At 68.6% G+C, this 12797-nt stretch carries 15 protein-coding genes and 1 pseudogene; 5 read left to right on the top strand and 11 right to left on the bottom strand.

What is annotated here, in order from left to right; translation table 11 throughout:
• Positions 1–63: 63 nt before the first annotated feature.
• From ACQY9P_RS02700 to ACQY9P_RS02715, 4 genes and pseudogenes are all read right to left on the bottom strand, one after another.
• On the bottom strand, positions 64–1041 hold the full coding sequence (locus tag ACQY9P_RS02700) for an NAD(P)H-dependent flavin oxidoreductase (protein ID WP_421736791.1): 978 nt from the start codon (positions 1039–1041) through the stop codon (positions 64–66).
• A 63-nt stretch (positions 1042–1104) separates the two neighbouring features.
• A complete protein-coding gene (locus tag ACQY9P_RS02705; protein ID WP_421736790.1) occupies positions 1105–1524 on the bottom strand; it encodes a lysozyme inhibitor LprI family protein in 420 nt (139 codons plus the stop codon).
• Between the two features lie 23 nt (positions 1525–1547).
• Positions 1548–1955, bottom strand: a complete 408-nt coding sequence (locus tag ACQY9P_RS02710; RefSeq protein ID WP_421736789.1) for a lysozyme inhibitor LprI family protein — start codon at positions 1953–1955, stop codon at positions 1548–1550.
• 20 nt (positions 1956–1975) lie between these two features.
• Positions 1976–2937 (bottom strand): annotated as a pseudogene (locus ACQY9P_RS02715) (acetyl-CoA carboxylase carboxyltransferase subunit alpha).
• 275 nt (positions 2938–3212) lie between these two features.
• Here ACQY9P_RS02715 and ACQY9P_RS02720 point away from each other — a divergent pair.
• The 3 genes from ACQY9P_RS02720 (at position 3213) to ACQY9P_RS02730 (ending at position 5353) form a co-directional block, all read left to right on the top strand.
• A complete protein-coding gene (locus ACQY9P_RS02720; protein ID WP_421736787.1) occupies positions 3213–3413 on the top strand; it encodes a hypothetical protein in 201 nt (66 codons plus the stop codon).
• A 174-nt stretch (positions 3414–3587) separates the two neighbouring features.
• Positions 3588–4859 carry a cytochrome P450 gene (locus ACQY9P_RS02725; protein ID WP_421736786.1) on the top strand — a complete coding sequence of 424 codons (1272 nt, stop codon included), beginning with the start codon at positions 3588–3590 and terminating at the stop codon, positions 4857–4859.
• Between the two features lie 80 nt (positions 4860–4939).
• The gene (locus ACQY9P_RS02730; RefSeq protein ID WP_421736785.1) at positions 4940–5353 is read left to right on the top strand and encodes an OsmC family protein; all 414 of its coding nucleotides are present in this window, start codon (positions 4940–4942) and stop codon (positions 5351–5353) included.
• Positions 5354–5475: 122 nt separating this feature from the next.
• Here the strand turns inward: ACQY9P_RS02730 and ACQY9P_RS02735 are convergent, their stop codons facing one another.
• The 5 genes from ACQY9P_RS02735 to didA form a co-directional block, all read right to left on the bottom strand.
• Positions 5476–6525 carry an HpcH/HpaI aldolase/citrate lyase family protein gene (locus ACQY9P_RS02735; protein WP_421736784.1) on the bottom strand — a complete coding sequence of 350 codons (1050 nt, stop codon included), beginning with the start codon at positions 6523–6525 and terminating at the stop codon, positions 5476–5478.
• 98 nt (positions 6526–6623) lie between these two features.
• Positions 6624–7652 carry a mechanosensitive ion channel family protein gene (locus ACQY9P_RS02740; RefSeq protein WP_421738272.1) on the bottom strand — a complete coding sequence of 343 codons (1029 nt, stop codon included), beginning with the start codon at positions 7650–7652 and terminating at the stop codon, positions 6624–6626.
• 82 nt (positions 7653–7734) lie between these two features.
• Positions 7735–8727, bottom strand: a complete 993-nt coding sequence (locus tag ACQY9P_RS02745) for a pectinesterase family protein (RefSeq protein ID WP_421736783.1) — start codon at positions 8725–8727, stop codon at positions 7735–7737.
• A 109-nt stretch (positions 8728–8836) separates the two neighbouring features.
• Complete coding sequence (dgcA, locus tag ACQY9P_RS02750) at positions 8837–9850, bottom strand: N-acetyl-D-Glu racemase DgcA (protein WP_421736782.1); 1014 nt, start codon at positions 9848–9850, stop codon at positions 8837–8839.
• Positions 9851–9891: 41 nt separating this feature from the next.
• On the bottom strand, positions 9892–10098 hold the full coding sequence (didA, locus tag ACQY9P_RS02755) for a DNA damage-induced SOS-independent cell division inhibitor A (RefSeq protein WP_421736781.1): 207 nt from the start codon (positions 10096–10098) through the stop codon (positions 9892–9894).
• A 107-nt stretch (positions 10099–10205) separates the two neighbouring features.
• On the opposite strand from didA, the gene ACQY9P_RS02760 reads away from it, so the two are divergent.
• Positions 10206–10520 carry a polyhydroxyalkanoic acid system family protein gene (locus ACQY9P_RS02760; RefSeq protein WP_421736780.1) on the top strand — a complete coding sequence of 105 codons (315 nt, stop codon included), beginning with the start codon at positions 10206–10208 and terminating at the stop codon, positions 10518–10520.
• Between the two features lie 119 nt (positions 10521–10639).
• Here the strand turns inward: ACQY9P_RS02760 and ACQY9P_RS02765 are convergent, their stop codons facing one another.
• The gene (locus ACQY9P_RS02765; RefSeq protein WP_421736779.1) at positions 10640–11047 is read right to left on the bottom strand and encodes a DUF983 domain-containing protein; all 408 of its coding nucleotides are present in this window, start codon (positions 11045–11047) and stop codon (positions 10640–10642) included.
• A 49-nt stretch (positions 11048–11096) separates the two neighbouring features.
• Between ACQY9P_RS02765 and ACQY9P_RS02770 the strand changes: the two genes are divergently transcribed.
• The gene (locus ACQY9P_RS02770; protein WP_421736778.1) at positions 11097–12488 is read left to right on the top strand and encodes a PLP-dependent aminotransferase family protein; all 1392 of its coding nucleotides are present in this window, start codon (positions 11097–11099) and stop codon (positions 12486–12488) included.
• 47 nt (positions 12489–12535) lie between these two features.
• Here ACQY9P_RS02770 and ACQY9P_RS02775 read toward each other — a convergent pair whose 3' ends face one another.
• Complete coding sequence (locus ACQY9P_RS02775; protein ID WP_421736777.1) at positions 12536–12739, bottom strand: hypothetical protein; 204 nt, start codon at positions 12737–12739, stop codon at positions 12536–12538.
• Positions 12740–12797 lie beyond the last annotated feature (58 nt).

Raw genomic sequence — 12797 nt, forward strand, 5'->3', positions numbered from 1 at the left:
GTTACCCAGGCGCTTTCATCGACCATCGCGCCGGCCGGGGCCAGTAAAGCTTCTGCGTCGGGGTCAGGCCACCATGCCCGCCAGACGGCCGCGGATCAGGTCCTCGGCCTCGCTGACGATGCGGTCGACCAGGTCCTTGACGGTGGGAATGTCATGGATCAGGCCCTGGACCATGCCCGCCGACCAGATGCCGCCGTCGGTATCGCCCTGGGCCAGGGCGTCGCGGCCCCGGGTTCCGGCGACCAGGTGCTGGACGTCCTCGAACTTGGCCCCGCCGGCCCGCTCGATCTCGACCACCTGCTGGCTGACCGCGTTGCGCATCACCCGGGCGGTATTATGCAGGGTGCGGAAGATCAGGTCGGTCTGGCGCTCGTCATTGGCGACCATCTGCTCCTTGAAGGCCATCGGGATTGGGGCTTCCTGGGTGACGCAGAAGCGGGTGCCCATGTTGACGCCGTCGGCGCCCAGGGCCAGGGCCGCCACCAGGCCGCGCGCATCGGCGATGCCGCCCGACGCCAGCATCGGGATCTTCACCTTGTCGGCGGCGGCGGCGATCAGGATCAGGCCGGGAATGTCATCCTCGCCCGGATGGCCGGCGCATTCGAAGCCGTCGATGCTGATGGCGTCCACGCCCATCCGCTCGGCCGACAGGGCGTGGCGGACGGCGGTGCACTTGTGGATGATCTTCACGCCGTTGGCCTTCAGGTGATCGACGTGCTCCTGCGGCTTGTAGCCGGCGGTCTCGACGATCTTGATCCCGCTCTCGATGATCACGGCGCGGTATTCGGCGTAGGGCGGCGGCTTGATGGCCGGCAGGATGGTCAGGTTCACGCCGAACGGCTTGTCGGTGAGATCGCGGGTGCGGGCGATCTCCTTGGCCAGGTCCTCGGGGGTCGGCTGGGTCAGGGCGGTCAGGAAGCCCAGCGCGCCCGCGTTGGCGACGGCCGACACCAGCTCGGCCTTGCCGACCCACTGCATGCCGCCCTGGGCGATCGGGTGTTCGACGCCGAACAGCTCGGTGAAACGGGTCTTGATAGCCATGACGATGCGCTCCCTCTGATTTTGCCGAACTATGCCGCCATGACCTTAGGGAGAGGCAAGAGGCTAAAAGCCCCTGTGGAAGGCCTCGAGATCGTTGGCGCGCCGGATCGTCTGATCCAGCACGCAGGCATTGGCCTGAACGCGGGCGATCGAACCCCAGTCCTCATCGTAATAGCTGGCGCAATCGGCGTCGCGGAAAGCCATCCAGGCGCGCTGGGCCTTCTGCAGGGCCGTCTTCTGGCGCGGCCGCTCCAGCCGCAGGATCGCCGCCTGGTAGGCGCGGTTGAGGCGGGCGTCCTGGATCGCCAGCTCGGCCGAGGCGCATTCGATCATCCCCGCCGTGGTCTGGCCGGCGGGGATGGCCAGGCACCGGTCATAGGCCGACACCGCTGGCTTGGCCTTGGCGACCTGCGCCTGCGCTCCGCTGATCGGCAGGGCGACGATGGCCAGGGCCGCCAGGGCCAGGGCTCGAGAACGGATCATCGCACGCTCCGGGGTTTCACGGATCAGGGCTTAAGGAGGTCTTCCAGCGCCTGGGCCCGGCGGGCCGTGTGCTCCAGATAACAGTTCTGCATATAGATCGCGGCGATGGTGCCGCCTCTCACTTCCCGGACCGACGCGCAGTCGGCGTCGCGAAAGGCGATCCAGGCCCGCTGGGCCTTCAACAGAGCGGCCTTGCCGGTCGAACCGTCGGCCATGTCGGCCATATCCGCCTTGTAGGCCTTGTTCAGCCGGGCGTCCTGGACGCCGATCTCGGCGTCACCGCACTGGAGCATCCCATAGGTGCTCTGACCGGACGGCGCCGCCAGACAACGATCATAGGCGGGGCTGTACTTTATGCCCTCGTCCGCCTGAACCGCGACAGGCGCGGCCAGCAGCAAGGCGGACCCAATCAGCATCGTCCGAACAAACATGGGCTTTCCCCCTAGAAGGCCTACTGCAGTCCCACGCGGCCGATGGCGTAGAAGCGTTCCGAGCGCTGGTGCTTCAGAGCGGCGGCGTCCAGCTGGGACAGGGCCTTCAGCTCTTCCTCCACCGCGTCGCCGACCGATTTCAGGGCGGCCTGGTGGTCCGAATGGGCGCCGCCGGCCGGTTCCTCGATGATCCGGTCGACGATGCCCAGCTTGATCAGGTCCTGGGCGGTGATGCGCATCTGGGTGGCGGCGTCCTTGGCCCGGGCGCCGTCGCGCCACAGGATCGAGGCCGCGCCCTCGGGGCTGATCACCGAATAGATGGAGTGCTCCAGGATCAGCACCTTGTTGGCGCCGGCCAGGGCAATGGCCCCGCCGGAGCCGCCCTCGCCCACGATGGTGGCGATCATCGGCACTTCCAGGGTCAGGCAGCGCTCGGTCGAGCGGGCGATGGCCTCGGCCTGGCCGCGCTCCTCGGCGCCGAGGCCCGGATAGGCGCCGGCCGTGTCGACGAAGGTGATGACCGGCAGGCTGAAGCGCTCGGCCATGTCCATCAGGCGCACGGCCTTGCGATAGCCCTCGGGGCGCGCCATGCCGAAATTGTGCTTCAGGCGGGTGGTGGTGTCATGACCCTTCTCGTGGCCCATGACCACGACGGGCTGACCCCGGAACCGGCCAAGCCCCCGACAATGGCCTGGTCGTCGGCGAACTTGCGGTCGCCGCGCAGTTCGACGAACTCGTCGATCAGGCTGGCCAGATAGTCGCGCAGGTGGGGCCGCTGGGGATGCCGGGCGACCATGGTCTTCTGCCAGGCGTCGAGATTGGCGTAGGCCTCGACGCGCAGCTCCTGAGCGCGATCGCGCAGGGCCTGGATCTCAAGCTCGAACGCGCCCGGCCCAGCGGTTTCGGAGAGCTTGCTCAGCTCCTCGATCTTGCTTTCCAGGTCAGCGATGGGGCGTTCGAAATCGAGATAGTGGGCGGCCATGGAGTCTCAACGTCGCCGTTTACGAAAGGGTGCGAACCTAGAGGCTACGCCGCGAAAAGGGAACCGGCTTTGGAACGATCCGGCGCGGGGCGGATTCATCCACACGACCATCCCCAACTGCTTCGCGAGAGAGTCTCTTTTGAAGACTCATTTCCATAGAGAATCGCGACATTTGGTCCTATGGTCGAGTTCTGGCTGGTAACGAAGAAAATCAGCGCCCGCGGCCCCCGCCCATCGAATATGGCTCGGACCCGCCTGTTGAGAACCGTGTTCCCATGCAGGTGTTTACGTTCTTCTGCGTTGAGCCCGATGGCTCCGTCCCGCGCTTCGATGTCGCCCCCTACGCCGATGATCACGCCGCTCGCCAACGTGCGTTCGAGCTGATCGACATGCACCACCGCTGTGACCTGATCGAGGTCTGGCGCGGCGCCACGCGCGTCTTCGACGTTCCCGCCCAACGCAGCGCCGCCGCCTGATTTTCACCGGGCGGTGAACATCTGGCGGTGCTAGGAGATGCTTCCGGCAGGGGCCCTAACGCCCCGATTCCGGAGGCTCCCATGGACGCCCTCGTCGCGACCCACGCGCCGCTCATTCCGCCCGCGCCCCGGGTCCATCCCCGCAACCTCTCGAGCGCGAGAGTGATCTGGGAGATGAGCCAGAATCTTGTCGGCGCCTGGGCCGCGTCCGACTTCGAAGCGCTGCTTACCCCCTTCAGATTCGTCGGCAGACCTGGCCTCGTGGTCAGCGATCCGGCGGGCGTGCGCCATGTGCTGGGCTCGCACGCTCACCTCTATCGCCGGCCACCCAAGGCGGCGCGCCCCCTGCGGCCCCTGGCGGGCGACGGCGTGCTGCTGGTCGAGGGCGAGACCTGGCGGCGGCAGCGCAAGTCGCTGGCCCCGGTGTTCACCCCCGCCGCCATCGGCGCTCTTGTCCCGCACTTCGCCGAAGCCGGCGCCGCCATGGCCGCGCGGCTGGACGGCGAGACCCGAGCCAACCTGGCCGAAGTCTTTCACCAGGCCACCCTGGACGCCGTGCTTCGCGCCCTGTTCTCCCGACGGGCCGACGAGAGCGGCGCCACTCTGGCCCGACTGGCCCGCGACTATCTGGAAGGTCCGGCCCACCTGAACCTGTTCGACTTCCTGGCCGTCGGCCCCGATGACCTGACCTTCGCCGACGGCGCACGACGACGGCAGGGAGACCTCTGGTTCGCGGCCGTCGAGGCGATCATCGCCGAGCGTCGGGCGGCCCCCGCCATGGGGCAGGATCTGCTCGACCGCCTTCTGGCCGCCCGCAACGAAGAGGGTCAGCCTCTCGATGACAGAGAGATCCGCGACCAGTGCGGCACCATGCTGGTCGCCGGCTTCGAGACCACCTCGCGGCTGCTGTTCTGGGCGACCTATCTGCTGGCCCTGGACCAGACCGCCCAGATCAGGGTCCGCGCCGAGGTCCTGGCCTGCCCGCCCGGACGGATTGAAGCCCTTGATGATCTCAAGGCCTGGCCGCTGCTGCGTTCGGTGCTGATGGAAGCCCTGCGGCTCTATCCGCCCGCGCCGCTGATCGCCCGCGAGGCCGTCGCGCCCGACGAAATCGGGGGCCATCGCGTCGAACCCGGCGCGAACATCGTCATCAGTCCGTGGCTGATCCATCGACACAAGCGCCTGTGGGACCAGCCCGACGCCTTCCTGCCCGACCGCTTCATCGACCAGCCGCATCCGTGGGGAATCGAGGCCTTCATCCCGTTCGGGGCCGGTCCGCGCGTCTGCATCGGCGCGAGTTTCGCGATGAGCGAGGCGCAGCTGATCCTGGCCAGCCTGCTGTCGCGGTTCAGGGTCGAAACCCTGGGATCGCGCCCAGTCATGCCAAGGGCCAGCATCACGCTGGGCCCCGATCACGAGCCGGATTTCAGTCTGACGCCGCTCTGACCGGAATCGACAAGTCGCGCCGTCTTGCGCATGTCAGCTTGCGACACGAGCTTGATCCAAGGCCCTGAAGGAACCCCGCCATGACCGACGCGCCCCGCCCCTCCGCCATCGCCGACGACAGCGGCCACGGCGGCCTGCAGATGTTCGTCACCGCCGGCCCGACCAGCCTGGTGGCCGACGTCAAGGTCGCCGCCGGCGGCCTGGGCCTGGGTCCCGATCCCCACGACCTGGTCGCGGCGGGTCTGGCGGCCTGCACCACCATGACCCTGCGCCTCTACGCCAAGCGCAAGAACTGGGCGCTGGGCGCGGTGCATGTGGAGGTGCGCAGCAGCCGCGAGGCCGACATGGTCCCGCCCGAGCGCTTTGATCGCGCGATCACGATGGACGGCGATCTGGACGCCGATCAGCGCCAGCGCCTGTTGGAAATCGCCGAGATGTGCCCGATCCACCGGCTGCTGACGCAGGGCGCACGGGTGGTGACGACGGTGGGGTGAAACTGGACCACTTGCCCCCACCGGGCTGCTTCGCAGCCGTCCGCCCCCGTAGGGGGCGGATGACATCATCTTCCCCCTACGGGGAGGAGCGCCGTAGGCGCGGACGGGGCAAGTGCTAGCCGCTAAAACCCATAAAGCTTGGCATATTCCGCATCCTTGCCCGCGATCTGCCGCGCGCAATCGACCATGACCTTGGCCTGTTTCCAGGTCGCGTCGTCCTGCATCTTGCCGTCCAACATGGCGACGCCGGTGCCGTCGGGCATGGCTTCCAGAATGCGCTTGGCGAAGATCACCTCGTCAGGCGCGGGGCTGAACACCGACTTGGCGATGGCGATCTGGCTGGGGTGCAGGCTCCAGGCCCCGGCGCAGCCCATCAGGAAGGCGTTGCGGAACTGCTGCTCGCAGGCCACCGGATCGTCGATCGCGCCGAACGGGCCGTAGAACGGCTTGATGCCGTGGGCCGCGCAGGCGTCGACCATCTTGGCGAAGGTGTAGTGCCACAGGTCCTGCTGCACCGAGGCGCGGGCCGATCCGTCGGCGTGCGGATCCTCGATGACGCGATAGCCCGGATGGCCGCCGCCCACGCGGGTGGTCTTCATCGCGCGGCTGGCGGCCAGGTCGGCCGGGCCAAGGCTGATGCCCTGCATGCGCGGGCTGGCGCCGGCGATCTGCTCGACATTCATCACCCCCTCGGCCGTCTCGAGGATGGCGTGCAGCAGGATCGGCCGGGTGACGCCATGCTTGGCCTCCAGCGAGGCCAGCAGCTGGTCCATGTAGAAGATGTCCCACGGTCCCTCGACCTTGGGCACCATGATCACGTCGATCTTGTCACCGGCCTTCTCGACCAGGGTCGAAACCTCGTCCAGGTGCCAGGGCGAGTTTAGGCAGTTGATCCGAACCCACAGGCCGACGCCCAGGGCCTTGAAATCGACGTCCCGGGCCATGGCGATCGTCCCGGCCAGGGCCGCGCCCTTGGCGTCGGCGGGGATGGCGTCTTCCAGGTTGGCCAGGATCACATCGACGGTCGGCGCGATCTCGGGAATCTTGGCGCGCACCTTGTCCAGATGCGGCGGCACGAAGTGGATCATGCGCTCGACGCGGGCCGGCAGGTCGCGGTACGGCGCGGGCGCGCCGATGGCCAGGGGTTTGAAAAAGCCTCGCGCGGTCTTCATCCGCAGTCTCCCCGATTACATCTTCTTTTCGCAGTTGCGAGAAGATTGCGGCGGCGCGGCAGGGGCGTCAAGAGCTCAGCTTATCGCCGTTCAGAAACTCACCCCTTGGGCGCCGCCGACGGCGGCGGCATCGGCGGCTCCTCCGGATCCTCGCGTTCGAGGTCCAGCGCGGCGTCGTTATTCGAGGCGGGCTTGGCGGCCTTGGCCTTGCCCCGGCGGCGGGCGGCGGGTTCCAGCTTGAGACTGGTCAGGGCGTCCTCGCCCTCTTCGCCGAACAGGCCGCGCACCCGGATGTCGCGCTGCGGATAGGGGATCTCGATATTGGCGTCGCGCAGGGCGTCGTCGATGGCCCAGGTATAGGCCGCGAAGATCGCCGCCGGACGGCGGACGGCTTCCACCGTGGGCCAGACGATCAGCTCGAACTTCAGGGCGTGCTCGCCATAGCCGACCAGCCACACCTGGGTGCGGCGCACGGCGTCGTCGGGCGAGGTGAAGGGCACCGACCGGGCCGCCTTCAGCACGGCCTCGCGCACCTTCTGCTTGTCGACGCCAAAGGCGGTGACGAACGGCACGCGGATGCGGCGGTTGGTGTTGCGCAGCGTCCAGTTGATGACCAGGTCGTTGACCAGCACCGAGTTGGGCACGATCAGGTCGGTGCTGTCATTGGTGCGGATGCGGGTCGCGCGGGGCCCCACCTCGTGCACCACGCCGCGCTGGCCGTTGGGCAGTTCGACGAAATCGCCCACCCCCACCAGCCGCTCGAACACCAGCGAGATACCCGAGGCGAAGTCCTTGACCATGCCCTGCAGGCCCAGGCCGACGCCGACGCCCAGGGCGCCGGCGAACACCGCCAGCGAGGTCAGGTCCAGGCCCATGGTCGACAGGCCCGCCACGAAGCCGATGACCACCAGGCCATAGGTCACGACCTTCTCGACGACGTAGAGTGAAGCGGCGCTGCCGGCGGCCTTGGCCCGCAGGCGCTGCAGGCCCGCCGAGGTCAGCCGCGCGGCGATCAGGGCCGCGGCGACGATGACCACCGCCGCGGCCAGCCCGCCGACCGTCACGGAGGCCTTGCCCAGCTTGACCAGTTCGAAGGCGTCGAGGCGTTGCAGCGGATTTTCGGCCATGGCGGCACTGTGGGCCGCGCCGCGTGGCCGGATCAAGAGGGGCATTTCCAACAAGTCCCGCTCTCCCCGGCGAAGAGGCGCGCTACTCTTCCACCGCCGGAACCCAGCCATCCGCGCCCTTGAGGAACCCGGGCATAGCCCACCGGGCGGCCTCGGCCTTGGTCAGCTGATGGGTCCACGGCTCGCGCGCCCTGGGCTTCGCGCCCGAGCCCTTCGAGCGATATTCGGCGTAGTAGGCGGTCTTCCAGGTCTCGGTCTTACCCGGCGTCCACTCGCGCCAGCCCTTGGGATCCAGGCCCTTGCCGAGCCGGGAATTCAGGAACACCACCGTCGCATAGGGCCGCCAGGCGCGGCCCAGAAACACGCCGGTCGCCTTGCGATCGACCGTCACCCTGGCGTGGTCGAAGACATAGCCGCTATCCTGCTCGGGCGTCAGGCGGCTCTGGGCGGTGAACATCACGCCGTCATGGGCGAGACCATGCAGATGGCAGTGATCGAAGACGGTCTTGCCGTCGCCGAAGATGAAGTCGATGTGGCCTTCGATATAGGTGTCGCGGAAATACTGCCGGCTGTTCTGGCAGACGGTTCCCGCCCCGCACTTGCGGTGACCGGCATACAGGGTGTCCTGCGCGCCCAGCAGGCGCAGGCGGTCGAACACGGCCCGGTCGCCATTGACGAACAGCGCCACGGCCTGGGACGGCACGGTCGCCTTCAGATGATAGTCGTTGGCGATGGTCAGGTTGCGGGCCTGGAAGTCGTCGCCGGTGATGATCACCGACGCGCTCTTGAACGTGCCGCCGATGGTGGCCGAAGCATCGCCCCAGACCAGCACCACATCGCCGGGTTTCCGGCCCAGCCCCTTGAAGCGGACATGAGGCCGCGAGACGTTGATCTTCTCGCGATAGGTCCCCGGCGCGATCTCGATCACGCCCCCCTCGGCCGGCAGGGCGTCGACCGCGCTCTGGACGCTGGCGTAGTCGCCGCCGCTGGGGGCCACGCGAAGCCCCGTCTGGGCGGAGGCTGGCGAAGCCACGAACGCCAGCGCCAGCGCCATGCCGATCCAGATCGGTCTCATCACGTCCTCCCAGCCTAGGGCTGGAGCGATAGCATGACACCGGGGGACATGGGCGGATATGTCAGGCTTTTCGGCCAGGTTCAGGCGAGATGGGCGAGCACAGCCAAGGTCACAGCCAGAGCCCGTCGGCCTCGATCCCGTCGCCCCAGAACCCGGCCTTCGGCGGCGTGATCACGCCGCGCTCGACCCGCAGGCCGCCGGGATGATCCGCGGCCAGCCACCACGGCCCGTCGAGATCGGCGAACTGGCAGCTTCCCGCCAAGTGCAGGGCCGGCGCTATGCCCAGCGACGAGGCGACCATGCAGCCGGTCATCAGTTGGAAGCCCAGCGCGCGGGCCTGTTCCAGCATCCGCACGGCCTCGGACAGGCCGCCGGTCTTGTCGAGCTTGAGGTTCACCGCCTGGTAGCGACCGCGCAGGGCGGCCAGGTCATGGCCGACATGCACAGACTCATCGGCGCAGATCACATAGGGCGGATCGTAGCCGTCCAGCTGATGGTCGGCGTCGGCCGGCAGGGGCTGTTCGACCAGGGCGATCGGCAGGTCGGCCAACAGCGCGCGCAGGCCGTGCAGGATCTCGAACGTCCAGCCCTCGTTGGGGTCAACGATGAAACGAGAGTTTGGCGCGGCGGCCGCCACGGCGCGCAGGCGAGCGGCGGGATCCTCGGCGCCCAGCTTGATCTTGATCAGCGGCGCGTCGGCGACGGCGCGGGCGGCGACGGCCATGGCCTCGGGCGCGTCCAGGCTGACCGTGACGGCGGTGACCAGCGAGGCCGGGACCGGCAGGCCGGTCGCCTCGGCGACGCTGACGCCGGTGCGCCTGGCGCGAAGGTCCCAGAGCGCGCAGTCCAGCGCGTTGCGGGCCGCGCCGGGCGCCAGCAAGGCCAGGGCCGCGCTCTCGTCGCCCTCAAGTTCCAGCGCCGCCAGGGCCGGCTTCAGCTGGGCCAGAACGCCGGCGACCGTCTCGTCATAGCGCGCATAGGGCACGCTTTCGCCGCGTCCGACATGGCCGTCGGCGCGGACCTCGACCACCACGACCTCGGCGGCGGTCTTGACCCCGCGCGAGATGCGGAACGGGGCCTTCAGCGGGTGATGGACGGCGCGGGCGGCGGCGGACAGCGACATGGGCCAAGGCTTGTCATTGTTCGCCGGGCTTGGCGAGACCTCTACCAGCGCCAGTCGCGGCGGATGGGCGAGTCAGCACGGCGCTCGCGGAACACCTTCATCGCCAGCGGCCGGTCGACCACGAAGAGCGCCAGCCAGACTAGCAGCACGCCGGCATAGTTGATCGCGCCGAGCACGCCCGTAGGACGGCCCGGACGCGCAGGGCGGCGGGTGGCGTGGAAAGCGTGGGGCATGGCGAGATCGGTCATGGCGTCCTCCTTGAGTGACGTGACACTGACTCGCCAATACGTCAGAAACGGTCGTCGAACGTTCGCGCCATCCGGGCGTTGATCCCGAACCTTCCACGGAGACCACCATGGCCAAGCCGATCAGCATCACCATTCCCCACCAGCTTGGCGCGGCCGAGGCGCGGCGGCGGCTGGAGACCGGTCTGGAGCAACTGGCCGGCCAGATCCCGGGCGGCGACGCGGCGCGCTTCACCCAGAGCTGGAGCGGCGATGTGCTGAACTTCTCGGCCCTGGCGATGGGCCAGGCGATCACCGGCGCGGTGGCGGTGCTGGAAGACCATGTCCGCCTTGACGTCACCCTGCCCGGCATGCTGGGCATGATCGCCGGCAAGATCAAAGGCGAACTGGAAAAGCGCGGCCGGCTGCTGCTCGAGAAGAAGTAGCCGGCCCGCGGTCAACTAGAGCAAAGGTCGCCATGATTGAATCATGTCGTTTGCTCTAGATTCTTGTTTTGACGCGTTATTTCGGCGGCGAACCGGTATCCACTTCGCCGAATAACGCTCTAGAGGCGGCGGGGATCGCGATCGTGGCGGCCCACGCTTTCGAACCGCCCCTCCTCGGCCTTGTGGATGTATTGCGACGCCACCAGCCAGGCCTTCACGGGCCGCAGCGTACCCAGGCATGCGCCGATCAGGGCCGGGAACACGGTGACGAAGGGCACCCAGATCGGCGGACGATAGGCGATCTCGACCCAGGCGAAGATGGCGATGACCACGATGCCGACGCCGCTCATCACGAAGAAGGCCGGACCGTCCGCCGGATCGGCGAAGGCGTAGCTCAACCCGCACTGGTCGCAGGCCGGGGCCAGTTTCAGGAAGCCCCGGAACAGCTTGCCCTCGCCACACCGCGGACAGCGGCAGCGCAGGCCCGAAATGATGGGTTCGGGGGAGTCATAAACCGGATCGGCCATCGAAAGCCCTTCCTACAATCGCGAATTTGATACATACATTACAGATACAATGTATGTATCTGTGAGCGACAAGACAACCGCCATGCCGTCGCATCCGTCCGCCGCCTGGTTGAAACGCGCCGATCAGCTGACAGGTCCCGCCTACAAGCGCCTGGCCCAGGCGCTGGAAGCGGCCATCGCCGAGGGCGAGCTGCAGGCCGGCGACCAGATCCCCGCCCAGCGCGAGGTGGCCCGGCGGGTCGGCGTCGACTTCACCACCGTCACCCGCGCCTACGCCCTGGCCCGCGAGCGCGGCCTGATCGAGGGAACCACGGGACGCGGCACCTTCGTACGAGGCCAGACCGGCGAGGACGAGGCCGGCCTTGTCGACCTGTCCATGAACCTGCCGCCACAGCCCCAGGGCCTGAACCTGGGCGCCCTGCTGCGCGAGACGATCGGCGCGGTGCTGACCCGCACCGATCCGGCGGTGCTGATGGCCTACCATCCCGGCGCCGGATCCCTGGCCCAGCGCACGGCCGCCGCCAGCTGGCTGGCGCCGAGCCTGGGCGAGGTCTCGCCCGAGCGGATGCTGATGAGCAGCGGGGCACAGACGGCGCTCAGCGCGCTGCTGGGCCTTCTGGTCCGGCCGGGCGAGACGATCCTGGTCGAGGCCCTGACCTATCCGGGCCTGCTGACCGCCGCCGCGCAGCGGGGTCTGCGGGTGGTGGCCTGCCCGATGGACGAGGAAGGCCTGGAGCCCCACGCCCTGGCGCGGCTGTGCGCCGAACATCGACCGCGCGCGATCTGCTGCACGCCCACCTTCCAGAACCCCACCACTGCGACCATGGGCCTGGCGCGGCGGGCGGCGATCGTCGCGGCGGCCCGGGCGGCCGGCGTTCCGATCATCGAGGACGACGCCTATGGCCTGCTGCCGGGCGCCCCCCTGCCCGCCCTGGCCAGCCTGTGGCCCGAGGGCGTGTTCCACATCGCCACCACCGCCAAGACACTGTCGCCTGGTCTGCGGATCGCCTTCGTGGTCGCGCCGGCTGATCGGATCCCGGAGACGGCCCAGGCCCTGCACGCCATCGCCCAGATGCCGGCCCCGCTCATGGCGGCTGTCGTCACCGCCTGGATCCGCGAGGGGGACGCTCTGCGCCTGCTGGACGGCGTACGCCGCGAGGCGGTCGAGCGCAGGCGGCTGGCGTCCGAAATCCTGCCGACGGCGATCGGCGGCGCCGAGAGCCTGCATGTCTGGCTGGACCTGCCCGTCGGCTGGAGCCGGGGCCGGCTGCTGGACGCGGCCCGGGCGCGCGGCCTGTCGCTGGTGGACGCCGAGGCCTTCCGGGCGCCGGACGTCGCCCGGGACGGCGTGCGGCTGTCGCTGGGCGCGCCGGCCAAGGCCGCGACCCTGGCGCGGGCGCTCAGGGAAGTGGCGGGGTTGCTGGCGGCGGGGCCGGGATAGGGCCTCAAAAACAGAAAACCCGTCTCCCCGGCGAAGGCAGAAGGGTTCTAGAACTCGCCTTCGTCCTCGCCGGCCCCTTCACCGTCCGGATCATTGCCGACGGCCAGTTCCAGGGAGTCGATGATGTCGTCCATCTGCTCGGCGGTGATGGAGACATACAGGGTGTCGCCGCCGATGGCCGAGACCAGCAGGCGGTAGCCGTCTTCGGTCTCTTGCAGGCTGAACGACTGGAGGGGCTGCAGCTTGGCCATGGGAGGCTCCGGTAAAATCAAGGCGCGGATATAGGCTGCCGCGACCGGTTTCGCCACG

Origin of the sequence: Caulobacter sp., from assembly GCF_965279145.1 — a bacterium.
In the GTDB taxonomy this organism is placed as follows: domain Bacteria; phylum Pseudomonadota; class Alphaproteobacteria; order Caulobacterales; family Caulobacteraceae; genus Caulobacter.